The sequence below is a fragment of the Vibrio sp. D404a genome (assembly GCF_030248535.1).
GTDB lineage: Bacteria > Pseudomonadota > Gammaproteobacteria > Enterobacterales > Vibrionaceae > Vibrio.
The window spans coordinates 1-23,544 of the sequence record NZ_JAHGAJ010000026.1 but is presented as its reverse complement, the minus strand read 5'-3'; the positions used below and the strand labels follow the sequence as shown (position 1 = coordinate 23,544).

Genomic DNA, 23,544 nt, shown 5'->3' with positions numbered 1-23,544 from the left:
CCCTCAAACATTATCTGTATTGATTACAGTTTTACTTCTTGGTGCTTAGTTTTCGGTAGAGAAATACTTAGCAGGAAGTAACCTAAGATAGCTGCTGTCGTTGAGCCCATTAGGATGCCTAATCGAGCTAGAGTATCAAAATCTGCGTTCGTTGGACCAAATGCCAGTGAAGAGATGAAGATAGACATCGTAAAGCCGATACCACACAGCACAGATACCGCGAAGATGTTCATAAAGTTCACACCCTCAGGTAGCTTAGCGACACCCGTTTTCACAGCACCCCAGCTGAATAGGAAAATACCCAGCGGCTTACCAACCAACAGACCTAAAGCAATACCAAGCGGTAGCATACTTGTCAGGTTAGACAGTGAGATGCCTTCTAGTGAGATACCTGCGTTTGCAAATGCGAAGATTGGTAGAATCGCGAATGCAACATACGGGTGCAGTGCATGCTCTAGGTGCTTCAACGGTGAATGCTCACCTTTGTTGCCTTTAAGTGGAATCGCAAAACCGATAACCACACCAGCAAGTGTTGCGTGAACACCCGACTTCAATACTGCGAACCACAGGATTGCACCAACAACGAGGTAAACACTTAGCTTGGTTACATGCTTATTGTTCAGCATAAACAACACACCAGTCGCGATAAAGCCAACCGTAAGTGCAAGCGTAGATAGATCACCTGAGTAGAACAGTGCAATGATAACAACAACACCTAGGTCATCGATGATTGCTAGTGCTAGTAGGAACACTTTCAAGCTTACCGGTACACGGTTACCTAGAAGCGCCATGATACCAAGTGCAAAAGCGATATCTGTTGCAGCTGGGATAGCCCAACCTTGCAGCGCTTCTGGGTTACTTGAGTTAAATAGCACGTAAATTAATGCAGGAGCCAACATACCACCTACCGCAGCGATAGCTGGGAAGATTGCTGTCTCTTTAGATTTTAGTGCACCTTCTAAAAGCTCACGCTTTACTTCAAGGCCAATAAGTAGGAAGAAGACTGCCATTAGGCCGTCATTAATCCAGTGAGAAACGGACATACCAAATACGTATGTGTGTAGCATACCCTGATACATTTCGTTCAGAGGTGAGTTCGCTACGAACATTGCAATTGCCGCTGCAATTACCAAAATGATGCCGCCAGCAGATTCCATTTTAAAGAAGTCACGGATGACGTCGTTCATGATTTCGCCCTTATATTTATTATTTAAATAAACGAATAACAAAGAATAGACACGAGTGTATAGCCAACTTTCGACGATACATAATCACTTCTTTGGATGTTTAACTTCGGTTTTTCCTACAAATACTAAACAATACGTCGTATATTCCATAATGTTGTGAGTTACACTAAATTAAGTATAGATGACCAACTATATAAGTGTAAGCTAGTTAATCCCTCCGCTGGGTGACCTAGATTGCATAAAAAAAGGCTATCAAATGATAGCCTTATATAAAAGTTAATAACCTGTCAGTTGCATAAAGCCTGTCGCTTCATGGCTTCCACTGGCCATAATGGGTCCTTCCCAATACGGGATCACAAACGGTAGCCACATATCTCTACGTTGAATCCGAGTTGTGAGATTGATCTCATATTGAGGCACATTGACGATCCACTGGAGCGGCATTCTTCGTCCATTGAGCAAGGTAGTGTTCGGTAATGGTTTGATATCTATATCAGAATCCGACAGCTGGTAAACCTTACCCGAGCGAGTTGCTAGCGTACCGAACACATAAGGCATCTGCTGATTATTACGGTAACGACTCACACTTAAGGCCGAGCCATCGTCTAGATTGAAGACAAACCAGTCCCAACCCTGCTGTCCTTCTCCCAGTAAGCCGCTACCCCACTCCTTGTGCAGCCATGCAGTACCAGAGACCTCTATTTCTGCTCCATCGAGCTTTAGAGTGCCATCTAGCGCTAAAAACGGAGCACTAAAGTTATATGAAGCAATAGGAAGCAGATCGTGTTTCTTCTGGTAGCCATTTTCACCATTCAAAACATAAGGCCCTTTGGTGACGGAATCGAGCTCTAAACCGAAGGTGTCGGTTTCCACACTTAAGCGCCCCGGAAATGGCGTCGCGCCAAGTGCACGCCAATTCCAGTTATCAATCCAAATACGGAACGGGCGATTGGTCATACCCGCTTGTCCAATACCACCACGTGCTAGTCTCTGCTCTTTCCAGACTTTTGTTGCGGAGGTAATCACCACGTTTGAAATGTAGATCTGTGGGCTTTGCCAGCCACGAGTCTCGCGCTCGTCGGTTGCAATCCGGAAGAAGCTCCACTGGACAGAGTAATCCTTGCCTGTGGCATCTTCTAAGGTCGCGAAATAGTGCCACCACTCATGTTGATACTCAGGATGGAATTGAAAGTCCTGCGGCAGCGAGACTGTGCGATCAGGCAATACCGGTTCAAACACCTTAAATTGCTCACTCACCAATACAGAGTTCACTTCATTCATGCCCTTATCACCCACTTCTGCAAAGTATGAGTAATAAGCCCAAATACCAACGAACAGACCAAAGAAGCCAATCAGTAATATAGAGGACAACACATTGTTTCTAGGCTTTTTCACGCCTTGTCTTTTACCCATTTACAGTGCGTCCCTCAAGGATTTCATCGGTGTATTACCTATCATACGAAGTACTGGTAATGCCCCTGCTAGCATCAGAGCGGCCATAGACCATGCAAAGGTAATAAAGTAGTCCCACGGTATGACTTGCAGCTCAAGCGACCAGCCAAACGACTGTTTAATAACAATATCAACAATCAGGTTCGCTAGCGCTAACCCTAATGGGATCGCGATTAATGAGGAAATCAGGCCAAACACGAACAACTGCAAGCTACCGGTAAAGATCAGCTCTTTTGCTGATACACCTAAGCAACGCTGCAACGAAATATGTCGCTGTCTCGACACCTCACCCGCGATAGTCGCGAAGAAGATACCAAATACCGCAATCACCAAGGTGATGTTGCCTAGGGTATCGGCGATCGCAAAGGTATGGTCAAAGACGCGCATCGCTTGGCTATGGATATTGTTATTATCGAAGATACGCTCGGAGCTTAATCTAAACACCGACTCCAATCGATTACGCAGCCCCGCAGGATTTACTTCGTCTTTCAGTATCACGCCTAAGCCGACGTTGCCCCGCCCTGCAAAGCCATATAACCAGTTGCGATGCGACATCATCACTTGATGGTAAGGGTTACCATAGTCGTAGTAGACACCCACGACTTGCCACCCAGAGCCTAGGTTGTCGTACATATCAATGTAATCACCAGGTCGGATACCTAGTTTGAGCGACATCGACTCACTAATCAGTACGCCTTTTGAGTGATGTAGGTGATACCAGTAATTCGGGATACCTAGTTTAATCGTTAATGCTTCAAGCTCGCCTTCTGACGGCCCCGTACTAACGACTTGAATACTGCCCACTGGCGATGGAATGTCTTTCTCCCAGCGCCACCACACTGAATCGACTTCAGGTTGGTCAGACAGCCAGTTGCTCATGCGTGCAGCGGCATTGTTGGTTGGGTAGATGTATAAATCTGCAGCCAAACGCTGTGATAACCATTTATCAGTGGTATCACGAAAACTCCCGACCATGGTTTCTACGCCAATATTAGCGGTCATCGCGAGCATGAAGGCCATGGTGGCAACACCACGGTAGCTCATGCTTGCTGCAGCATCAGCGAAGAACCAACGAGCACGCACCCAGCGCAGAGAATAAGAGAAACTATTGAACAGCTTCCACATTAAGAATGGCGTAAACAGCGCCACACTCACTAGCATCAGGGCGATGATAGCAAAGCCAGACTCTTGAGTTTGCGGAGCTTGATACACGGCAACCGCTGCAACACAGAAACCACAGCCGATAAGTGCTTGCCACGTAAACTCGGTACCAGCAAAGCGCATTAAAGACAAACGAGAAGAGAGTCGAATCGGCTGAGACTTAAGAAGGCGGATCAACGGCCACGCACACGCTAGGAACGCGCCTGCTAATGACATCGCCAAACTGTAACCACTCGACTTCCAGCTCCAATCAATACTCAGGCCTACGTTTGCATCGTAAAGGTCGCCTAAGCTTGAGGATACAGCTGGCAACAGTTGGTTAGCGAGCATCACACCAAAGATGTTGCCACAGATCCAACTGACTAAAACCAACGCCAGCAACTCAAAACAGAGCGCCTTGGTTAGCTGCCATCCCGATACGCCCGTTTGTCTCAGAACGCCAACCAAAGGCTGTCTTTGGATAAACGAAAGCGACATCGCTTGATAGAAGATGAAAAGACCCACAACAAAAGAGAGCATCCCCATTGCTGTTAGGTTCAGGTGGAACGCGCTAGTGAGCGATTCCAACTCAGCTTTTGAACTACGTGAAATCGTCAAACCATTCGGCAACATGTTCTTCAAGCGTTCGAACTTAGCTTCAGACATGTCTGAACAAGCAATCACAGAAAGACCCGCACTGCGTTTTAACATTCGCAGTAGAGAAATATCGGCGATCAGACGCGTACCATTAATCATGTTGTTTTGGTCGACGACCAGTGGCCCCAACTGAGAGCCATCCATCAGGTGGATATAATCGCCATCACTCCACTCCATGTGCTTAGCAAGATCGTCACTCACTAAGATTGGATATGGTGGCTTCATCAGATTCAACGTCGTGAGATCTTGAAGAGCAACACCTGGCTGCAGCTGAAGCATAGAGACCGGGTCTAAGCCGATCAGCATGAAGTTAGAGCCGTTTTCGTCAGTTACGCGATGGTTATCAAAAGGAGCACACTGCTGGAAGCCTTCACGGCGCAGTTGGATATAAAAGCCTTGTGGGATTTTATTCGCGTTGTGTTTAGGACGAATACGGTAAGGAAGCGGATTGGAAAACAGTTTTTCGCCATGAGCATAACTCTGCTTGGCGTGTTGGTTAATAGCTGTCACACCAACCAAAAGAGAAACGCCCAGTGTTAAACCGAGCCAAACAAGAATGATTTGAAGTGGGTAGCGTCGATAGTGACCGAGTAGCGCTTTAACTACGGGCCATAACATGAAGCTGTCCCCCTTGAAGACGAATGCAGCCATCCATATGCTGCGCCACTTTTTCACTGTGTGTCACAAGCAACAGTGTACATTCCAATTCACGCGCCAATGACGTCAACAAGCGCATAACGGCTTCTGCGTTACGCTCATCCAGACTACCGGTTGGTTCATCGGCAAGAAGAATCTTTGGCTCCATATAAAGAGCACGTGCGATCGCCGCTCGCTGCTGCTGACCACCAGACACCTCTTCAGGGTAACGCCCTAATAAAGGCATTAAGTCTAAAGCGGATAGAATTTGACGCCATAAGCCTTTATCTTCCGGCAAACCTTTCAACTGGCGACAGAAACGGATGTTGTCAGCAATGTTGAGGGTTGGCAGTAAGTTAAACTGCTGAAAGATATGACCGATGTTGTTACGACGGTAAGCAGTGCGGTCACGCTCTTTGGCGGCGTGCATATCGAAGTTTGGGAAAAGAATCTCGCCAGAATCCGCAAGGTCTAACCCTGCGATTAAATTGAGTAGTGTACTCTTACCTGAACCGCTTTCGCCCATCAATGCAAGCTGGTCACCTTGGTTTAATGTTAGTTCAGCACCTTGTAAGACGGGGTGGAATTCGCCCCCATCGACATAGCCTTTACATAGGTCTGATAGCTTTAACATTAAACAGCTCACATTAGTTAGAATTTGGAAGGAGAATCTACACTAAATCTATGGTTGTAGGAAGTAATTTGAAAGATAGATCACATGCTAAGTATAAAGTCACATAAATCTTACGTCTGACTTCAACTTCCTATAAGATTTTTTATCCATTTCTTACTCTTCATGCGATAGAGCGACCCACCCCATTTGATCACCTCTTCTGTTAAGAACATCAAATAGATCCATTCAGGTTCAACGCCAAAATAGATAGCTGCAATAGCCGCTAAAGGGATACTAATCAGCCACTGGGCAATCAGATCTTGGTAGAGGCAGAATTTCACATCTCCACCAGCTCGTAAAACGCCAACAATCACCGTCATTGGGATAGAACGAACCACAATACCTAAGCTCAAAATCAAGATGAATTTTTCAGATAACTCACGCGTTTCTGGAGTGAGTGCGCTGAAGGAATCTAGGATTGGAGCTTGAACAAAATAGAGCACCAACGCGACCACAATACTGGTGAAAAACGCAATGATGCTGATGCCCAGAGCTTGGTAGTAGACCGCTTCATTATTTTTAGCGCCCAATTGGTTGCCCACCAGCACCGCCGCAGCATTAGACATACCAATAAGAAGTGCCAAAGAGATTGATTCCACCGGAGTCATCACTGAGAGTGCAGCCAAGCCCTGAACACCTGACTGCCCCATGATGGCGTGATAAGCAAATAAGCCACCAGCCCAAGCTAAAAAGTTGAACGTGGTCGGTAATGAGAGCTTAAGAAAACGCACCACTTTATCTAACGTTGCTGCAGCTATTATATCAGCACGTTTAAATGCCAATAAATGCTGTTTCCAATAGAGGTATCCATACAGTGTTATTACCTCAATGGCACCACTCAGTACTGTTGCAATCGCAGCACCTTTAATTCCCATTGCTGGCATACCTAAGTTACCAAATATCAGCACCCAGTTGAGGAAGATGTTAGAGAGGATGCCAATACCGCTAAAGAAGGTACTCAACCCCGGACGGTGCATCGCACGAAGCCCCACCGCCATACTGCTCACACAAGCTACCGCAAACATGCTGAATGAGGTAATTACGATATAATCAGTACCTAAGCCAATAACCTCTTGAGAATCTGTCGTGACACCCATGACTTGCGTCGGGAAAGCGATAAAGAACAATACCGTCAGCGCCGCAAAGAACATTGAAACAAGCCAAGTCAGTGCTGTACTTTCGCGAACGCCCTGCCGATCTCCGGCTCCCCAATATTGAGCCGTTAGCAGCGCACCACCTGTCGTCACCCCAACCAACATAATCGTCGTCACGAACATGGCACGACTCGCCACGCCTACGGCCGCAATATCCGCCTCACCCAGTTGTCCCAACATCAAAACGTCGACCAAGCCTCGGCTTGAAAACATAATGCTTTGCAGCGTGATTGGTAGTGCAATCGCAATCAGTTGGCGAACAAAGTCACCCTTGGTATGACGTATTATTGAAGCAAGAAGCATAAGATGACCTCAATGGAACTTATTGAAGAAAAAGAGGAATACCGAATCAGTATAACAGTGATGCTTTTCATCTACTGCATTCAATCACACTCGTAATTGAAAATAGCGGTCTATAGAAGACGTTCACAGTGTTAATAGAAGCACATCGCCTCTACAAACCAGTTCAGTGGAGTCTAGGCTAACTAACACAGGTTGATGGCTCTGTTATGAAATCAAGTGAGCAGGTATTAAATCACAACCAATACAAACAATGAATGAAAAACAAGCATCTACAAGAGAAATAGGACCGAGCAATTCATTTACTGAGCTTTTATCTCTCTAAATCGTCAATTTTGATTAAAATCAAAGATAGTCCCGATAGCTAAATACATGAAATTGTTATCAAAAATAACATAAGCAAGTAAATATCTGTTTTGACACAGGTTTAAATGTTAAAAATCTTATAATCTATAAAATCGATTAATATCAATTCCTTTTTACCATTTCATTAAGTTCAATTAATTCAATAACTTCCAATGCAAATCATTAGGGAGTCAACCATGAATAATAAGAAAATAGTACTTGGGTTAGTGGGTTTAGGTGTCGCGGCTTATTTGGGTTCAGTTTATATCGTGAATCAAGACGATAAAGATCTGGCTAAACAAACGCTCGCGCAATACTCACATTTGGATCCTCAATCGCTCGATTTCCAAGCGATGAAGATCATGGCAGATAAAGGCTGTGGCTACTGTCACACCTCTGACAGCGAAATGCCATTCTACTCGGAATTTCCGATTGCCAAGAATCTAATGGAAGCCGATGTGCGTGTCGGTGTTCGCCATTTTGATATCAACAAGCTCTTCAGAAACATTAAAGAGCAACAACCTGTCTCTGAGGTAGCTCTGGCACGTATCGAAAAAGTGCTTTATGACGATTCAATGCCACCTAAGCTATACCAGTCTATGCACTGGGCGGCGGGTATCTCAAACGACGAGAAACACACACTATTGAAGTGGATCCGTGAAAGCCGAGCAGAACGCCACCAAGACTCGCCTGTAACGGCGGAGCGTAAGCAGCGTGCATTGCAACCTATCTACACCACTTTCGAAGTCGATGCAGACAAAGCCGCTCTGGGTAAGATTCTTTTCCACGATACTCGCCTTTCAGGAGACGACACGGTTTCTTGCGCTTCTTGTCATAGCCTAGACACCGGCGGTGTGGACAACCTTGTTGGTTCAGTCGGCATCGACGGTCAAGTTGGCGGTATCAATGCACCGACCGTATTTAACTCTGTCTACAACAAGCTCCAGTTCTGGGATGGTCGTGCTCACGATCTCCAAGCACAAGCTGGCGGCCCTCCGTTCAACCCAATTGAAATGGGTTCGCATGATTGGGCTCAAGTGATTGAAAAACTAAGCAATGATGAAGAGATGGTTGCGATGTTCGAACATGTTTATCAAGGCGATATGACAGGCGACACCATCACCCACGCCATTGCAGAATTTGAAAAGACATTGACGACGCCCAACAGCCGATTCGACCAATATCTCATGGGCGACAAGCAAGCGTTGAACGAAATCGAGCAACATGGTTTGGATCTCTTTAAACAATACAGCTGCCATACCTGTCATGCTGGTGAAGCGATGGGTGGTGAGACGTTTGAAACCATGGGTACTAAAGCTGATTACTTTGCAGACCGCGGCACCTCAGTCACCGCTGAAGACATGGGCCGATTTAATGTAACGGGTGAAGCCAGCGATAAGCACAAATTCAAAGTACCAACGCTACGCAACATTGAGCTAACGGCGCCATACTTCCATGACGGAAATGCGGAGACGCTTGAGCAAGCCATCTACGACATGGGCAAATATCAGGTTGGCGTAGAAATGTCAGATAGCGAAGTGAAAGCAATTAAATCGTTCTTAAAAACCTTAACGGGTGAATACAAAGGCGAAACGCTGAGTACTAAGACTGACAACGCAGAATCCGCAAGTGATGTGTAACTAACACAACATGTTAAGACACCACCTATAAGGTAAACGCAATCTGAGCCAATAGTGAGATACTATTGGCTTTTTTGCATATGACACTGGTAAATTAACAGTTAGTGACGTCCCTACTTCATATCAACGAATGGAGTCTTTATGAAGAAAGTATTGGTGTTAGGCGCTTCTGGCTATGTTGGTTCTCAGCTTTTACCTCAACTCCTTGAGCAAGGTTATCAAGTGACGGCAGCGGCTCGTCACATCGACTATTTACAAGCCCGGACTGAACCCCACCCTAACCTTTCACTTAAATATTTAGACCTTGCTGATGCAGACGCCACTCAAGCACTGGTGCCTGATTTCGATCTGGTTTTCTTCCTTGTCCACGGCATGGCTGAAGGACATGACTTTATTGATTACGAGCTTACGTTAGCAAGAAACTTTGTTAACGCCCTTGGACCTCGCAATCAACACGTTATCTATTTAAGCTCATTGCAGCCCCAAACGGCCGATTCGGATCACTTACAGGCCCGAAAGAAAACCGGTGATCTTCTTCGATCAGGCCCTGTACCTGTGACTGAACTTCAAGCAGGTGTGATCATCGGCCCGGGATCCGCAGCCTTCGAGATCATGCGCGACTTTGTCTATAACCTGCCGATTATGATCGCACCGAAATGGGTAGACTCCAAAGCCAACCCAATTGCGTTGAAAAACCTCAACTACTACTTATTAAAGCTGTCAGAAGAGCGTCCAGAATCTCATCAAACTTTTGAAGTCGGCGGCCCTGACATCGTCAGCTATCGCAATCAATTTGCCCACATTGCCAAAACCGCAGATAGACCACTCCGCTTATGGGCGACGTCGTTACTGACTCCGACAATGGCCTCTTACTGGCTTGGTGTGGTGACATCCGTCCCTTCTAATATAGGCCGTGCCTTGCTCGCTGGGCTAAAACACGACTTCATCGCCAACTCTATCGCCATTCAAGAGCGCTACCCACAGCCTCTTATTCCTTTTAAAAAGATGGTTGAGCAAGCAATTCACTCCGAAGGTGAGTTTGTTAAAAGCAATGTCTGGGGCTTTGATAAAACCGCATTCAAACGCTGGCAAGCCGGCTACGGTTACTACCCAAAACAAACAGGTGCGACCATCAAGTCGACGGTTTCGAAAGAGCAGTTATGGCAAGTGGCGCAACAGATTGGCAGCCCTAAACAAGGTTACTTTTTTGCCAATGGCTTATGGCGCACCCGTGAATGGCTAGACTTGTTCTTTGGTGGCGGCGTACCAAAGCGCCAAGAGCCTGAAGGGCCAACACTCAAAGTGGGCGATCATATCGATTCTTGGAAAGTGATTCGCTGTGAAGAGAACCAGTTCCTATCTCTGCTATTTGGCATGAAAGGCCCCGGCCTTGGTCGCCTCGAGATAACAGTTTCCGACCTTGCCGAGAAAGATCAATCAAATAATCAAAGTGAACTCAACATCACCGCTTGGTGGCACCCGAAAGGCTTTCTAGGGTTGCTGTATTGGTTTGCCATGATGCCAGCGCACCTGTTTATATTTAAGGGGATGGTAAAGGCGATAGAAAGACAGGCTAAAGAGCAGATGCGGGATACGAGTAGCGAGATGAGAAGAGATTAAGAGCAGATTAGAGTCTCGAGTGGCGGGATGCGAAGAGATTTAGGGGCAGATTAGAGTATCGAATAGCGGGATGCGAAGAGACTTGAGAGCAGATTCGGGATTCGGGTGGCGAGATGCGAAGAAATTTAAAATCAGATTCGGGATTCGAGTGGCGGGATGCGAAAAGATTTAAGAGCAGATTCGGGATTCGGGTGGCGAGATGCGAAGAGATTTAAAAGCAGACTCGGGATTCGAGTGGCGGGATGCGAAAAGATTTAAGAGCAGATTCGGGATTTGGGTGGCGAGATGCGAAGAGATTTAAAAGCAGATTCGGGATTCGAGTGGCGCGATGCGAAGAGATTAAGAGCGGATTCGGGATTCGAGTGGCGGGATGCGAAGAGATTAAGAGCGGACTCGGGATTCGAGTAGCGGGATGAGAAAAGATTAAGAGCAGATATAGACTCGAGGCTCGGGATAAAAAAAGAGCGGATAATTCCGCTCTTCGTATCTCTCATCTCGTATCCCGTATCTACTTCTCAGCAATAAAGCTGATTGGAATCTCAGCCAGTTGATTGCCTTGGTTAGCTGGGTAAACGATATATTCGCCGTGATACTTCACCGCAGATTTGTAGTCAGTAACTTTGTGCAGCATGAAGCCAGATTCCATCGCTGCTTGAACGAACTCTGCATGGTTGCCACGGACAAACCAGTTCATTGGCTTCGCCATCAGTTCACCATCGAACGAGTCGTCGCACTGCTTACCACAAAGTGCAAAAGAGTGTTCGCCGTCGGTGAAGAACTGGATCTTACCACCAGTGGTCAGTTCGTCTTCACTTGAAACGCTCCACCCCATCTCGTACATCTTCTCCATGAAGGCTTCTACATCACTGTCTTTCAACGCTTTTGGCTCTTCACCTTGTGGGAAGAACTTTGCGTAAAACGCAGAAATGCGACGGAAGGTGAACGTCAGATCCGAGTTATTACCTTTGGAACGACCCTGCTTCTGCCAGCGAATCAAATCCGCCGCCACACAGCGGTCATACGCCTGAGACTTGATCGCTTTCGTTACCCAGCGCACCAAGTAAAGGTTATTGGCAATCGGTGCATCTACCGCTTTGCCTGTCTTATGTAGAGCCGTTAACTCATCCAGTGCTGTGTTAACCAGCTTTTGAATTTCAATATAGTATTTTGACATTATGCCTTCTTTCCTAATGTCCAATAAAGTAGCGCTGAAAGTACGGCACACAGTGCCATCACAATGACCATAGAGCCAGCACTGTCACTCGGTAGGAACGCAACAATTGCACCCACTACAGAGCCTGTACCAAAACGTAATGTACCCGCTAGAGACGAAGCCGTGCCCGCCATATTTGGGTAACCGCTAAGCAGCAAACCCATGGTATTACTGCCGATGGTGGATAGAGTGCCAATGAATAGCATCACAAATGGCACAATTCCCCACAAACCCAGATCTAAAGTCCAACCGATGAACAAGCCTATGCCCGCAAGCAACTGAATCGATAGTCCCACTCTTAACATAGTGTGAGAGCCTACTTTTTTCACCATTCGGCCATTGATGCTGGTCATCAAGATCATCGCAACAATGTTTAGACCAAACAGGTAACCAAACAGGTCTGGGCGCACGCCATAGATATCGATGTAAACGAACGAGCCTGCCGTTAAGAACGCAAACATACCTGAGAACGAAAACGCACCCGAGAAAATCAAACCCATTGCGGTTTTGTTCTTACATAGGCGCAAGTAGTTACGCATGGTGGTTTTAAAACGCAACGGTTGACGCTTCTCTACTGGCAATGTCTCAGGGATCTTAAATGATACTGCTAGAATTACGATTACAGCGAAAATAGCCAATACCCAAAAAATCGAACGCCAGCCAAACCACAACGCTAGGTAACCACCAATCATTGGTGCCACCAGCGGTGCAACCGTCATCACAAGCGTAACGAACGACATGGTTCTTGCGAAATCTTCACGGTCAAACATGTCACGCACGACCGCTTGAATAATCACTGCCGCTGCTGCGCCTGCGAAACCTTGCGCGGTACGCACGTAAGTCAACGCATCAATACCGTGTGTCGTCGCACTCACCACAGAAGCAATAGCAAACAGAACGACACCAATCAATAGAACTGGTTTGCGACCATAGCTGTCGGCCAACGGGCCGTGAAGCAGCTGGCCAAGTGCAAAACCTGCGGTATAAGCTGTCAGCGTAATTTGAACCTCACCCGCTGTCACACCCAGATCTTTAGCGATGGTTGGCATCGCTGGCAGATACATGTCGATAGCAAGTGGCGTTAGTGCACCAATGGCACCAAGAATCAAGAACAGCAACAAGCCTAATTGAGGCGTTTCAGGTTGGGAACTGGGGGCAGTTTGGGTTTGCATAAATCTCCGACTAGGTACTAAAAACTAAGAACTGCGTTTGGACGCAAAACAGAATATTGGCTGAGACTTTCCTAGTACCAGTCAAATCAAATAGCCGACGCTATCCTTGGTCGGCATTAAATAGAGCGAAGGATTACTTCCAGATAGAGTCGATCTCTTCTTGAGTTAGGTAGCGGTACTCACCCAAATCTAGAGACTCATCCATTTCGATTTCACCAATACGCTCACGGTGAAGCGCTTCAACTTTGTTGCCTAGCGCTGCGAACATACGTTTAACTTGGTGGTACTTACCTTCATGGATGGTAAGAAGTACTTCGCGCTCTGCACGCACTTCAAGGTGTGCAGGTAGAGTAAGACCATCTTCGCTTTTCAGCTGGATGCCCTCTTTGAATTTCTCAACGTAATCGTCTTCTACTGGATCCACCAGCCAAACACGGTACATTTTTTCACACTTATGTTTCGGTGAAGTGATACGGTGCGACCATTGACCATCGTCTGTCACAAGCACAAGACCTGTAGTATCTACATCTAGACGACCAGCAAAGTGCAGCTTGTCCATCTTAATCTCGTCAAGCAGGTCAAACACCGTACGATTAGAGCTGTCTTCATGCGAGCAAACAAAGCCTTCCGGCTTGTAAACCATGATGTAACGTGGGCCTTGAACACGCAGTTCATTGCCTTGCCACTCAACCACGCACTCTTCGGTAACCTTAGTGGCACCGCTTTTTTGCATGACCTCGTTCACTGTCACTGTTTTTGATTTTAAAATCTGTGTTGCTTCTTTTCGAGTGACGCCTAATGAGTCACATAGAAATTTATCTAAACGCATGAATACCTCAACTAATCTAAGTCAGGTATTATAGTCACCTTTGCTCAATTAGTTGAGCGATTTCACACTATTTTTGCCACTTTACAAGACGCAATATGTATACACTTCGTCCTTATCAAGCTGACTCCGTAAAATCTGTTATTCATTACTTCCGTAAACACCAAACACCCGCCGTTCTGGTTTTGCCAACCGGTGCCGGAAAAAGCCTGGTGATTGCTGAGTTAGCACGCCTCGCAAAAGGACGAGTGCTTGTGATGGCACACGTAAAAGAGCTGGTTGAACAGAACCACGAAAAATACGAAGGCTATGGACTCAAAGGTTCCATTTTCTCGGCAGGTTTGGGGCGCAAAGAGACCGACCAGCAAGTGGTATTTGCATCGGTGCAATCTGTGGTGCGTAACCTTGATGCCTTTTCAAATCAGTTTTCATTGCTGGTTATTGATGAATGCCACCGCGTACCCGACGAGAAAAACAGCAGCTATCAGAAAGTGATTGCTCACCTACGAGAGAATAACTCCGGCATTAAGGTGCTTGGTTTGACGGCGACGCCTTATCGACTCGGGATGGGCTGGATTTACCAGTACCACACTCGCGGACAAGTGCGCTCTGAAGAGCCGAGATTTTTCCGCGACTGTATCTTTGAGCTGCCGATTCGTTACTTGCTAGACGAAGGATTTTTAACGCCAGCGAGAATGATTGATGCACCCGTGCTCAGTTATGACTTCTCCCAGCTAAAACCCGCCAATACGGGTCGCTATAAAGAAGCCGAACTCGACATGGTGATTGAACAGTCGAAACGCGCAACACCACAAATCGTCGAGCAGATTATTCACCTAGCGAAAGACAAACAAGGCATCATGGTTTTCGCGGCCACCGTGCGCCACGCTCAAGAGATCCTAGGTTTGTTACCTGAAGGGGAAGCAGCAATTGTGATTGGTGATACGCCAACCTTAGAGCGCGATCAGATCATCAACGATTTTAAGCAGCGCAAAACCAAGTATCTGGTGAATGTATCGGTATTAACCACAGGCTTCGATGCTCCGCACGTAGATCTGATTGCTATTTTGCGCCCTACTGAATCAATTAGTCTATATCAACAAATCGTTGGTCGAGGTCTTCGTCTGTCTCCCGGTAAAGAAGAGTGTTTGGTGCTCGACTATGCAGGCAACAGTTACGATCTCTATCAGCCAGAGGTAGGCGACCCAAAACCAGACTCGGACAGTGAAATCATCACCATTCCCTGCCCTGCTTGCGGCTTCAATAATAACTTCTGGGGCAAGCTCGATAGTAATGGCTTCCTACTCGAACACTTTGGCCGTAAATGCCAAGGCTACTTTACCGATGAAGAGACCGGCGAGCGCGAACATTGTGGCTATCGCTTCCGCGCTAAATATTGCGGTGAGTGCGGTGCTGACAACGACATCGCAGCGCGTATTTGCCATGAGTGCGATGCAACCTTGGTTGACCCAGACAAAAAACTCAAAGACGCTCTTAATCTTAAAGATGCGTTGGTATTCGAGTGTTTAGAAATGGACCTTAACGTCTTCAAAGATGACAAAGGCAAGTCACAACTTAAAGTGACCTACCGAGGTGAAAACCAAGCTCAGGTGCATGAGTTTTGGTCGCTCACCACCAAGAAACAGAAGCAGACCTTTAAAGACCAATTCGTTCGTCCTCATTTGGCGGACAGGCACCGTCCTTTTGAGGAAGCCTCGCCAACCAAAGTGGTTGCTCACCAACACAGATTCAGACCACCGCAGTTTGTGATTGCACGTAAGGTTGGCCGTTTCTGGAAAATGCGTGACAAGATCTTTGATGATGAGCTTCAAGAGCGTTAATCCTTATTCACCGCGACTGTGTCATTAAACCCACAACAAAGGCTGCTAAAGTCTCATTGTGGGTACGATTCACTTTCTGTTCATCTTCACTTTTTTATACTAGTCACTATCAACATTACCTAGGATTCGCTATGTTTAGTAAAGCAATGATTTCTTTGATGTCTTTAAGCTTTGGCTTAGTGGTTTCCAGCTCTGCATGGGCGGATTCACACCCTAACGGGCACGACCTCGTTCAAGACGTTCACAAAGAAGGCACTCGCATCGAGTTCGAAGAAGACCAAGATGAAGTGTATGAAGCCGTAAGAGAGGGTTACATCCGCCCGTTTTCTGAAATGTACGCCGCGGTAGAAAACGACCTTCATGGCCGAATCATCAAAGTCGAGCTTGAAGAAGACGACGATATCTGGGTTTATGAACTCAAGATCAACTACGACAACAACATTATCAAAGTCGAGTACAACGCTGAGACGTTAGAGATGTTGATGATCAAGGGTCGAAACTTCAAAGATGCGATTAAAACCGACAGCAATTAACGAATAACGAATAACAACAAAATAAGAAGAGCCAATCATGAAAATTCTAGTCGTTGAAGATGAACCGCGCCTAGGCGAACAAATTGTTGAAACCCTTGAAGGTGCCGACTGGGTACCAGAACTGTCGCAAGACGGCATTGATGCCCTGTATCGTGCCACTTCAGAAGAGTGGGATGCCATTGTTTTGGACTTAGGTTTACCAAAACTCGATGGCTTAACGGTATTGAAAGGCATTCGAGATGAGAACATCAACACACCAGTGATTATCCTTAGCGCACGCGACACACTGACACAGCGCGTAGAAGGCTTAAACGCCGGTGCCGATGACTATCTCACCAAGCCATTTGAAATGGTTGAGTTGATTGCCCGTATTCGCGCTCAACTGCGCCGAGCATCAGGTTCCGCTTCTCCGGTTCTACAGATTGGTGATTTGAGCTTAGATACACGTAGCTCTAAGGTACTGTGGCAAGGTCAGGCAGTGAGCCTAACGGCACTGGAATACAAAGTTGTTGCCTACTTTATGCATAATAAAGACAAGGTTATCTCACGTACTGAATTGGTTGAGCACATCTACAAGCAAGACTTCGACCGCGACTCAAATACCGTTGAGGTTTTCATTGGTCGTATTCGCAAAAAAATCGCGCCAAAGATCATCAAAACCGTGCGCGGTTTAGGCTATCAGCTCAACGCTGAGTAATCTGTCCCCTATCAATGAGTGGCTCACTTTGACCCTAGATAAAGGTGAGCCAATTAGCGATGATTCTAAATAAACAGTCTCTTAAGAAAATCAGTCTAAAAAGCCGCTTGCTCCTCGCTGCGGCTTTTTGGTTAGGTGCAATGATCCTCGCCGCCGGTATCGGTATTCCTAAGCTGGTCAATGACTACCTAGTTGATGATGTCAAACAACAGCTTAGCCTGACCATGGACGAACTGACCGCCAATATTGAAACCAATGACGCTGGCATGTTGGTGATGCTCGAACGCCTTTCCGACCCTAGGTTTAATCAGCCCTACAGTGGCGTTTATTGGCGTGCAGCCAGTGAAGGCCAAGTGATTCGCTCTCGCTCTTTGTGGGATAAGGACATGGAGATAAAACGTTCTCCTCTCCGCACGTCGATCAAAGGGCCAGATAAAGAGAATCTCATTCACATTGAACAAAAGATATACCTGCCAGAATTTAGTGACCCTGTCACCATCACCATAGGCGTCGATGAAGACCCGCTTGAATCTACCCTTCATGACCTTACTGGCCAAGTGTGGATTATCTTAAGCTTGTTGTTTGTTGGCGTACTGTTACTTATCGGTATCCAAGTCAGTTGGTCATTGCTGCCACTCAACAAGATGCAGCGCGAGTTAGTCATGCTGCGTAAAGGCGAACAGCAAGGTTTGAGCGACACTTATCCAAAAGAAGTCTCACCGCTGGTATCTGATTTGAATGCCCTCCTCTTCCACTATCAAGAGTTATTAGAGCGCGCCAGAAACCACGCTGGTAATTTGTCACACGCACTAAAAACACCCCTTTCAGTGCTGAAGAATGAAGTGCATGCGGTACCTAAAGAGAATCAACCGTTATTGCAGCAGCCGATTGACCAAATACAGAGCCAGATCGACTATCACCTAGGCCGTGCTCGTATGGCAGGTGCAATGAACATACTCTCGGTGAAATCATCACCTTGTGAACGCGTCGAAGCGATTTCTATGGCGTTTGATAAGGTGTATGCAACCAATGAAGTTACCATGATCAATGAGTTAGATTCAGAGATTGAGGTCGCCGTAGAGAAGACCGATCTTGATGAAATGGTCGGTAACTTACTGGAAAATAGCTACAAATGGGCAGCCAGCATTATTCGAGTTCATTCCAATCAACTCAGCGAAGGGCGAATCGAGTTGATCATCGAAGATGATGGCCCGGGAATCCCAGAAGAGAAAATGAGCCAAGCGGTTAAACGTGGCGTGCGCTTAGATGAAACCACACCGGGGACAGGCTTAGGCTTAAACATCGTGAATGAGATGGCCCACAGCTATCGTGGACAACTCAATCTAGAGAAAAGCTCAATGGGTGGTTTGAAAGCGACGCTTATTTTGCAGTTGTCTCAAGGCTAAAATGAAAAGAGGTACACAACTGTGTACCTCTTTTTCATATCATCGCCTTTCTTAAATCTCTTACCCACCAATCACCAAGATATTGCCATCGGTAAAGTAATCATGGTCATCGTTTAGAACCTCGGCTCTCGCTAAAGGTTGTTGTTCTATCGATACCTGTGGGAGGCTTTGTCGCACCTGCAATTCTAAGCTGTCACGCTCTGCATCTACATTTGGGTCGATGTTATGCAGTATGGTCACGATACCTGAGTAGGGCGTGAGCTTTAATCCATTGTCGTAACTGATTGCACCAAGCCACTTGGTGCGCTGTGTTTCTGGGTCTAACCCAGCACGCCACCAGCGAATGTGGCTACGCTTCATCAAATCACCCGGCAACTGAAAGGCCATGTCTTGTGGTTCGCCTCGCCAATATAGATCCGACACTGGTGGCGTATTTTCTTTGAGTAAGGTTAAGTAGCCCGTCCACTCAATCTCGTTACGTGAAAAGGTTTGATTCTCTATCCAACCCAACTCTCCCATCAGCTCTCTCGGGCTCTCTCCAATGTAAACCACGTTTATCGCTTGTGCATCGTAGAAAGAGGACTTACCCGGAAAGGCTTTATAAGTCACGGTATCTAAGCGTATCGATTGAGAAGCCAACTCTGAAGGCTGAGCAGTGAAATCGTCGGCTTTCCAAAAGAAGTGGGCGTAGTTTGCGTAAAGTAGCCAAGCCACCAGCAGTGCGCTCGACTTAAGCATCACTTTTCGCCATTTAAGACGACGGGCAATCACGGCGAATACACCAACCACGAACAAACCGACCAATAAGCTTTGATGCTCAGAAATAAAAGTCTGAATTCCTTGCAACATCGGGAAGTGCTCTAGGCCATGGGCCAATAGTGCTCCCCAGAAAATAAACTGTCCGCCACCAAGCACCAAGCCAACGGTCGCCAACAGTGAAAACTTACGCCAAGGCACCTTATGAGAGCCCGCAATAACCGGCACTACCCATGCAATGGGTCCTAACAGACGCGCAAATAGAATAATGTAAGTTCCTTTTCTGGCGATCATATAGCGGCAGCGCGCAATCAATCGCCTTGTTTTAGGGCGGTAAGCAATCAGCTTTCTTTGCGCCTTAAAACCCCATTTAGTACCAATAAAATAACTAAGTTGGTCACCGATAAAGCCGCCCAACATCACCAACACTAATGCCGACCAAACGCCAGAGTAGGCTTGATAACCAGCGGCAATGAAAAACGGCTCTCCCGGCACAAAAAGGTTGGGGCCGATCAGCGCATCACCTAATGCGCCTAAAAACAGTCCTAATCCCTCAAACATAGCGATACCTATCTAATTATTGCTCTCTGTAGTGACCGAATTTGTAGTTCATTTCGTTGTTACGCATCTCGCCTTTAAAGAATCGGCGTACGTTCGCTTTAAGGTAAGTCATGCCGGTTTCAACCACGCCATCTTGGTCTAAGCGTCTTGGGTCAAAGCCAAAGGTCATATTCAGGAAACGAAAGCGCCATGTCTTGCTGGCTCTTTTCACGTAGTCACAGTCTTCACACAAAACAATCTCTTGATCGAAGCCGCCTATTTCTTGGTGTGCACGCTTAGTTGAAAAAATGCAGGCGCCAACCGCAGTTGGGAAGAAGAACTGGGTTGTGAACAGACCAAAGTTGAATAGTCCATATCCAAACTTGTGCACTAGAGGTAGCCCTTTCGAGCTCATATAAACACCGGCCACTTCAAGCTTACGCTCATCCAGTTCATAGAGAGCTTTGGCAAGGAAGTTTCGTGGCAGCGAGACATCGGCGTCCAAGAAAAGGATGCGATTGTATTTCGCCAGAGAAGCGCCTGTATTGCGACCTAAGCTTACGCCTCGCTCTTCCATATGATGAACAGTGAGTGACGGCAGTGCCGACTCGTAGGCCTGTGCAACCTCTCGCGTTTTGTCGTCGCTGTTCGAGTCCACGACAATCACTTCGAACTCTTGGTGTGTTTGCACACTCAGTTCTTCCATTAGACGCCCAATGCGCTTCTCTTCGTTTAACGTGATAACCACAATGCTGATCGGTTCCATAATTCCACCTATTCGTTTCTGCTGTTTGATTAACAATAAGACTAACGAGGTACGCCTTAACCAATCCTTAGTGTGGCATTCATATTCCGTTCATTAACATGATGATTTGATGAAGATTAAAATAGATTTGGTGACAGAATAGAAAACACATAAATTGGGGTAAACGAGCATTTGCGGTGGTTTTCTCTACAAACAGTCCAATTTGCTCGGTTATTTTGTTTCGGCACGGGGATCTTACTTGCTCATTAAAGAATAGAGTGTTAGTATCCGCGCTCGCTCAAACATGAACTTGTTTATTTTGAGCATTACCACACACTCAAGGTCGCATTGAGGTGTGAACTTAATTTTTACTAATTTGAGAGTAAAACTATGAAATTCGAAGCAGTAGTACGTACTGAACTAGGTAAAGGTGCGAGCCGCCGCCTACGTCACGCTGGTCAATTCCCAGCAGTTGTTTACGGTGGTGAAGCAGCGCCAGTTTCTATCGCGCTAGCACACGACGACGTGATCAACCAAATGGACAAGCCTGAATTCTACGAAGCAATCACTCTAGTGATCGACGGCGCAGAAGTTAAGGTTAAGCCACAAGACGTTCAACGTCACGCTTACAAGCCAAAAGTTGAGCACATGGACTTCATCCGCATCTAATTCCCTACCAAGGAATTAGTTGGATAAATCCAACCTTTTGCATAAAAGATAAATCGACCTTACCAATCGATAAATCTAAAAATTCGAAACCCCGATGCTACCAACATCGGGGTTTCACCGTTTTTAGGGTTTAGAATCTCACTGCCCTTCTACCTAATTCTCTATCTAACCACCTATTTAACAGACAGCCGATTATTTGAAGTCTATTTTGGCTGCAATATCACCCCAATCAAAATGCCCATACTCCACGAATCCAAGGCTTTGATAGAAGTTTCTCGCCACATTGTTTTCCGCACAGTAACCAATATGAATCGCTTTAGGGCTCTTCGACTGAATTTCTTCTAACACGCACTTCATCATCATTCGACCAAACCCTTTACCTTGATGGCTTCTATCCACCATGACGCGAAAGATATAATACTCGTCAGGCCTAGCTGTGGGTGCCCAATCAGCACTAAGCCACTCACTATACATGATGAAGCCCACGACCTTACCTTCCACAACGGCCGCCCTAGGCTGATAGTCACGATTAACCGCCGCTTGTGCCATAGAGTGAACATTTTCAGACACGAGTCCTACTTGGCTCTTTTCAAGCTTAAGGCTGACAACTTCGTTTAGATTGTCTTTGGTTACTTTTACGAGTTTCATTTTATTACTTCGCCATCGCCTCTGCTCAACGAGCATCTAAAAATACGCTGCTTCTGGGTAATCGGTTATAGGTAAGGCTGACCATTTTGACGCAGCTTTACTAAAATTGATATAGGTGAACACTCAACGTTAGGAACAAGCTCAATGGACTACGACATAGATAAAGCATCAGAACTGGCTCTGGCCCTTCTTTTCTTAACCATGCATAAGAATTCCAAATTTGATGATTCATACCGCGCGTGGAAAGGTCTCGATTTTGACGTAATGAATCACCTTTACGAAAAAGGACTGATACTTGACCCAGTTAACAAGAACAAATCGGTGATCGTGACTCCAGAAGGAGCAAAGCAGGCCGAAGAGCTGTTCAATAAGTGGTTAAAGAAATAGGAAATAATTATCTGGATGGGAAGATGATTACGAGTATTAACCCGGAGATAGAAGCTGTTTAGTGTCGACTAGAGTGGCGCCAAAAGTAAGATGGTGGCGACATAGTCGTTTTGTTATGTTTTTACTTTCGCTAATGTGGTGTTTCAATATTAGATAACGAAAAAAGTACTCTATAGCTATCCAGTTTCTCTAATTTACTTTGGTACTGAGATACTATTGAAAATTCAATATAATCTTCTGCTTCAGTGCCCAAAGGTGAAGGGTTTGGATAGATGACAGCCAACGCTAAATATTTCGATAATTTAGGCTCATTGTTCAGCAAAGTCGAGAGACGCTGCGAAAAATCTTCATGCCACTTTTTTACAGTCCATGCATTGTTAACCGAAGTATTTCTAATTTGTCTGTCAAATCTGGCTACATCTACAATGCAATCGTGAAAGAACTTCCACGGCCTATGGTCAAAACCATCTAAACCATTGAAAAGATTTTTAATTCTATCAATCTCAGTGGCCTGGCAAGCATTAAGTCGTTCAGCAACATGACTCTGAATGATATCCAAGCAACTCCCATAAGTTTTTGCTTGAAGATCTAGCTCTGAATCCCCATCAAATTTTTGGTTGCTAGTCATAAATTACTCTTCAGTTGAATAAAAACACAACGCCTTGTTAAGGGGTGAGCAACGTAATACCGAAGCTTCTGTATACCACCTTAAACACTAGACTTAACGCATAGTAAAAATGCCACGCGTTGCGAATCCCTCTTGAACAATTTGTTATACAAAAACCTACAGCGCGTAGGCTACCCTCTAAATCCTAGTGAATGTACTTTAATATCAATTACTTTGATTTCTGTCGTTTAGCCCATTCTTCTGAGGCATCCCCCATTGTCAAACCTGTGGCATTGTTAATCCAATTCATGAAATCACGATCAAACTTAAAATTTTCGCCAAACTTTGATTTGAAATATCTGCGAACGTTCTGAGTCGTTTTATAGCTATCTGTAATTATGGTGCTGTCATCAATATGATTTTTATGCCAATCAACCTTATCCATGGTTTTGAAACCTCCTTTTGTATAACGCCGCGTTAAGTAGTGAGCAACGCTACCACCTAACCTAAACCATTGCACCGTAAACACCAAAACTCGACTTGAACTGAGAATGCCGAGCGTTGGGAATCCGTCTTAAACGCTTTGTATGGATAATAAGCACTCCAACCGGGTAATGTGAGACCCAGGCTTTAGCTGCAACTAAAGCTTTCTATGTAGCAGTTCGTTTAAACGCTGGCTCCCCCATCGAGAGACCGATAA

At 45.9% G+C, this 23,544-nt stretch carries 21 protein-coding genes; 8 read left to right on the top strand and 13 right to left on the bottom strand.

What is annotated here, in order from left to right; translation table 11 throughout:
- Positions 1-23: 23 nt before the first annotated feature.
- The 5 genes from nhaA to KI655_RS16700 form a co-directional block, all read right to left on the bottom strand.
- Positions 24-1,187 carry a Na+/H+ antiporter NhaA gene (gene nhaA / locus KI655_RS16720; RefSeq protein ID WP_285407270.1) on the bottom strand — a complete coding sequence of 388 codons (1,164 nt, stop codon included), beginning with the start codon at positions 1,185-1,187 and terminating at the stop codon, positions 24-26.
- Between the two features lie 276 nt (positions 1,188-1,463).
- A complete protein-coding gene (locus KI655_RS16715) occupies positions 1,464-2,600 on the bottom strand; it encodes a lipocalin-like domain-containing protein (RefSeq protein WP_285407268.1) in 1,137 nt (378 codons plus the stop codon).
- A complete protein-coding gene (locus tag KI655_RS16710; RefSeq protein ID WP_285407266.1) occupies positions 2,601-5,054 on the bottom strand; it encodes an ABC transporter permease in 2,454 nt (817 codons plus the stop codon). It lies immediately after the preceding gene.
- Positions 5,035-5,706 carry an ABC transporter ATP-binding protein gene (locus KI655_RS16705; RefSeq protein WP_285407264.1) on the bottom strand — a complete coding sequence of 224 codons (672 nt, stop codon included), beginning with the start codon at positions 5,704-5,706 and terminating at the stop codon, positions 5,035-5,037. The genes KI655_RS16710 and KI655_RS16705 overlap by 20 nt, the downstream gene beginning before the upstream one ends.
- Before the next feature lie 122 nt (positions 5,707-5,828).
- A complete protein-coding gene (locus KI655_RS16700) occupies positions 5,829-7,202 on the bottom strand; it encodes an MATE family efflux transporter (protein ID WP_285407263.1) in 1,374 nt (457 codons plus the stop codon).
- A 539-nt stretch (positions 7,203-7,741) separates the two neighbouring features.
- Between KI655_RS16700 and KI655_RS16695 the strand changes: the two genes are divergently transcribed.
- Complete coding sequence (locus tag KI655_RS16695) at positions 7,742-9,184, top strand: cytochrome c peroxidase (protein WP_285407262.1); 1,443 nt, start codon at positions 7,742-7,744, stop codon at positions 9,182-9,184.
- Between the two features lie 141 nt (positions 9,185-9,325).
- Complete coding sequence (locus KI655_RS16690; protein WP_285407260.1) at positions 9,326-10,804, top strand: DUF2867 domain-containing protein; 1,479 nt, start codon at positions 9,326-9,328, stop codon at positions 10,802-10,804.
- Between the two features lie 508 nt (positions 10,805-11,312).
- On the opposite strand, the gene KI655_RS16685 is transcribed toward KI655_RS16690, so the two are convergent.
- The 3 genes from KI655_RS16685 to rsuA form a co-directional block, all read right to left on the bottom strand.
- Positions 11,313-11,978, bottom strand: coding sequence for a DUF2913 family protein (locus tag KI655_RS16685; RefSeq protein WP_285407258.1), 666 nt, complete (start codon positions 11,976-11,978; stop codon positions 11,313-11,315).
- Positions 11,978-13,189 carry a Bcr/CflA family multidrug efflux MFS transporter gene (locus tag KI655_RS16680; protein ID WP_285407256.1) on the bottom strand — a complete coding sequence of 404 codons (1,212 nt, stop codon included), beginning with the start codon at positions 13,187-13,189 and terminating at the stop codon, positions 11,978-11,980. The genes KI655_RS16685 and KI655_RS16680 overlap by 1 nt, the downstream gene beginning before the upstream one ends.
- A gap of 133 nt (positions 13,190-13,322) precedes the next feature.
- The gene (gene rsuA / locus KI655_RS16675; protein WP_285407254.1) at positions 13,323-14,018 is read right to left on the bottom strand and encodes a 16S rRNA pseudouridine(516) synthase RsuA; all 696 of its coding nucleotides are present in this window, start codon (positions 14,016-14,018) and stop codon (positions 13,323-13,325) included.
- Between the two features lie 95 nt (positions 14,019-14,113).
- On the opposite strand from rsuA, the gene KI655_RS16670 reads away from it, so the two are divergent.
- The 4 genes from KI655_RS16670 to KI655_RS16655 all read left to right on the top strand — a co-directional run bounded on the left by KI655_RS16670 (position 14,114) and on the right by KI655_RS16655 (position 18,492).
- Positions 14,114-15,856 (top strand): DEAD/DEAH box helicase, encoded by a 1,743-nt coding sequence (locus KI655_RS16670; RefSeq protein WP_285407253.1) that lies wholly within the window; start codon positions 14,114-14,116, stop codon positions 15,854-15,856.
- Positions 15,857-15,987: 131 nt separating this feature from the next.
- Complete coding sequence (locus KI655_RS16665) at positions 15,988-16,389, top strand: PepSY domain-containing protein (protein ID WP_285407252.1); 402 nt, start codon at positions 15,988-15,990, stop codon at positions 16,387-16,389.
- Between the two features lie 37 nt (positions 16,390-16,426).
- Positions 16,427-17,086, top strand: coding sequence for a response regulator transcription factor (locus KI655_RS16660; protein WP_285407251.1), 660 nt, complete (start codon positions 16,427-16,429; stop codon positions 17,084-17,086).
- A gap of 59 nt (positions 17,087-17,145) precedes the next feature.
- The gene (locus KI655_RS16655; protein WP_285407249.1) at positions 17,146-18,492 is read left to right on the top strand and encodes an ATP-binding protein; all 1,347 of its coding nucleotides are present in this window, start codon (positions 17,146-17,148) and stop codon (positions 18,490-18,492) included.
- A 60-nt stretch (positions 18,493-18,552) separates the two neighbouring features.
- On the opposite strand, the gene KI655_RS16650 is transcribed toward KI655_RS16655, so the two are convergent.
- Both KI655_RS16650 and KI655_RS16645 read right to left on the bottom strand, forming a co-directional pair.
- Positions 18,553-19,809: an LssY C-terminal domain-containing protein gene (locus KI655_RS16650; protein ID WP_285407248.1), complete on the bottom strand. Its 1,257-nt coding sequence runs from the start codon at positions 19,807-19,809 to the stop codon at positions 18,553-18,555.
- 16 nt (positions 19,810-19,825) lie between these two features.
- On the bottom strand, positions 19,826-20,554 hold the full coding sequence (locus tag KI655_RS16645) for a glycosyltransferase (protein WP_285407246.1): 729 nt from the start codon (positions 20,552-20,554) through the stop codon (positions 19,826-19,828).
- A gap of 369 nt (positions 20,555-20,923) precedes the next feature.
- Here KI655_RS16645 and rplY point away from each other — a divergent pair, with 369 nt between their 5' ends.
- Positions 20,924-21,202 carry a 50S ribosomal protein L25 gene (gene rplY / locus KI655_RS16640; protein ID WP_285407245.1) on the top strand — a complete coding sequence of 93 codons (279 nt, stop codon included), beginning with the start codon at positions 20,924-20,926 and terminating at the stop codon, positions 21,200-21,202.
- A 192-nt stretch (positions 21,203-21,394) separates the two neighbouring features.
- On the opposite strand, the gene KI655_RS16635 is transcribed toward rplY, so the two are convergent.
- Positions 21,395-21,850, bottom strand: coding sequence for an N-acetyltransferase (locus KI655_RS16635; RefSeq protein ID WP_285407244.1), 456 nt, complete (start codon positions 21,848-21,850; stop codon positions 21,395-21,397).
- Positions 21,851-21,994: 144 nt separating this feature from the next.
- Between KI655_RS16635 and KI655_RS16630 the strand changes: the two genes are divergently transcribed.
- The gene (locus tag KI655_RS16630; protein WP_285407243.1) at positions 21,995-22,237 is read left to right on the top strand and encodes a DUF6429 family protein; all 243 of its coding nucleotides are present in this window, start codon (positions 21,995-21,997) and stop codon (positions 22,235-22,237) included.
- 130 nt (positions 22,238-22,367) lie between these two features.
- Here the strand turns inward: KI655_RS16630 and KI655_RS16625 are convergent, their stop codons facing one another.
- The gene (locus KI655_RS16625) at positions 22,368-22,865 is read right to left on the bottom strand and encodes a hypothetical protein (RefSeq protein ID WP_285407242.1); all 498 of its coding nucleotides are present in this window, start codon (positions 22,863-22,865) and stop codon (positions 22,368-22,370) included.
- Between the two features lie 208 nt (positions 22,866-23,073).
- Positions 23,074-23,289 (bottom strand): DUF6434 domain-containing protein, encoded by a 216-nt coding sequence (locus KI655_RS16615; RefSeq protein WP_029837056.1) that lies wholly within the window; start codon positions 23,287-23,289, stop codon positions 23,074-23,076.
- Positions 23,290-23,544 lie beyond the last annotated feature (255 nt).

Excerpts from the sequence above, each read along its gene's own strand:
- nhaA (WP_285407270.1), bottom strand. The coding sequence starts at position 1,187 with ATGAACGACGTCATCCGTGACTTCTTTAAAATGGAATCTGCTGGCGGC.
- KI655_RS16715 (WP_285407268.1), bottom strand. The coding sequence starts at position 2,600 with ATGGGTAAAAGACAAGGCGTGAAAAAGCCTAGAAACAATGTGTTGTCC.
- KI655_RS16710 (WP_285407266.1), bottom strand. The coding sequence starts at position 5,054 with ATGTTATGGCCCGTAGTTAAAGCGCTACTCGGTCACTATCGACGCTAC.
- KI655_RS16705 (WP_285407264.1), bottom strand. The coding sequence starts at position 5,706 with ATGTTAAAGCTATCAGACCTATGTAAAGGCTATGTCGATGGGGGCGAA.
- KI655_RS16700 (WP_285407263.1), bottom strand. The coding sequence starts at position 7,202 with ATGCTTCTTGCTTCAATAATACGTCATACCAAGGGTGACTTTGTTCGC.
- KI655_RS16695 (WP_285407262.1), top strand. The coding sequence starts at position 7,742 with ATGAATAATAAGAAAATAGTACTTGGGTTAGTGGGTTTAGGTGTCGCG.
- KI655_RS16690 (WP_285407260.1), top strand. The coding sequence starts at position 9,326 with ATGAAGAAAGTATTGGTGTTAGGCGCTTCTGGCTATGTTGGTTCTCAG.
- KI655_RS16685 (WP_285407258.1), bottom strand. The coding sequence starts at position 11,978 with ATGTCAAAATACTATATTGAAATTCAAAAGCTGGTTAACACAGCACTG.
- KI655_RS16680 (WP_285407256.1), bottom strand. The coding sequence starts at position 13,189 with ATGCAAACCCAAACTGCCCCCAGTTCCCAACCTGAAACGCCTCAATTA.
- rsuA (WP_285407254.1), bottom strand. The coding sequence starts at position 14,018 with ATGCGTTTAGATAAATTTCTATGTGACTCATTAGGCGTCACTCGAAAA.
- KI655_RS16670 (WP_285407253.1), top strand. The coding sequence starts at position 14,114 with ATGTATACACTTCGTCCTTATCAAGCTGACTCCGTAAAATCTGTTATT.
- KI655_RS16665 (WP_285407252.1), top strand. The coding sequence starts at position 15,988 with ATGTTTAGTAAAGCAATGATTTCTTTGATGTCTTTAAGCTTTGGCTTA.
- KI655_RS16660 (WP_285407251.1), top strand. The coding sequence starts at position 16,427 with ATGAAAATTCTAGTCGTTGAAGATGAACCGCGCCTAGGCGAACAAATT.
- KI655_RS16655 (WP_285407249.1), top strand. The coding sequence starts at position 17,146 with ATGATTCTAAATAAACAGTCTCTTAAGAAAATCAGTCTAAAAAGCCGC.
- KI655_RS16650 (WP_285407248.1), bottom strand. The coding sequence starts at position 19,809 with ATGTTTGAGGGATTAGGACTGTTTTTAGGCGCATTAGGTGATGCGCTG.
- KI655_RS16645 (WP_285407246.1), bottom strand. The coding sequence starts at position 20,554 with ATGGAACCGATCAGCATTGTGGTTATCACGTTAAACGAAGAGAAGCGC.
- rplY (WP_285407245.1), top strand. The coding sequence starts at position 20,924 with ATGAAATTCGAAGCAGTAGTACGTACTGAACTAGGTAAAGGTGCGAGC.
- KI655_RS16635 (WP_285407244.1), bottom strand. The coding sequence starts at position 21,850 with ATGAAACTCGTAAAAGTAACCAAAGACAATCTAAACGAAGTTGTCAGC.
- KI655_RS16630 (WP_285407243.1), top strand. The coding sequence starts at position 21,995 with ATGGACTACGACATAGATAAAGCATCAGAACTGGCTCTGGCCCTTCTT.
- KI655_RS16625 (WP_285407242.1), bottom strand. The coding sequence starts at position 22,865 with ATGACTAGCAACCAAAAATTTGATGGGGATTCAGAGCTAGATCTTCAA.
- KI655_RS16615 (WP_029837056.1), bottom strand. The coding sequence starts at position 23,289 with ATGGATAAGGTTGATTGGCATAAAAATCATATTGATGACAGCACCATA.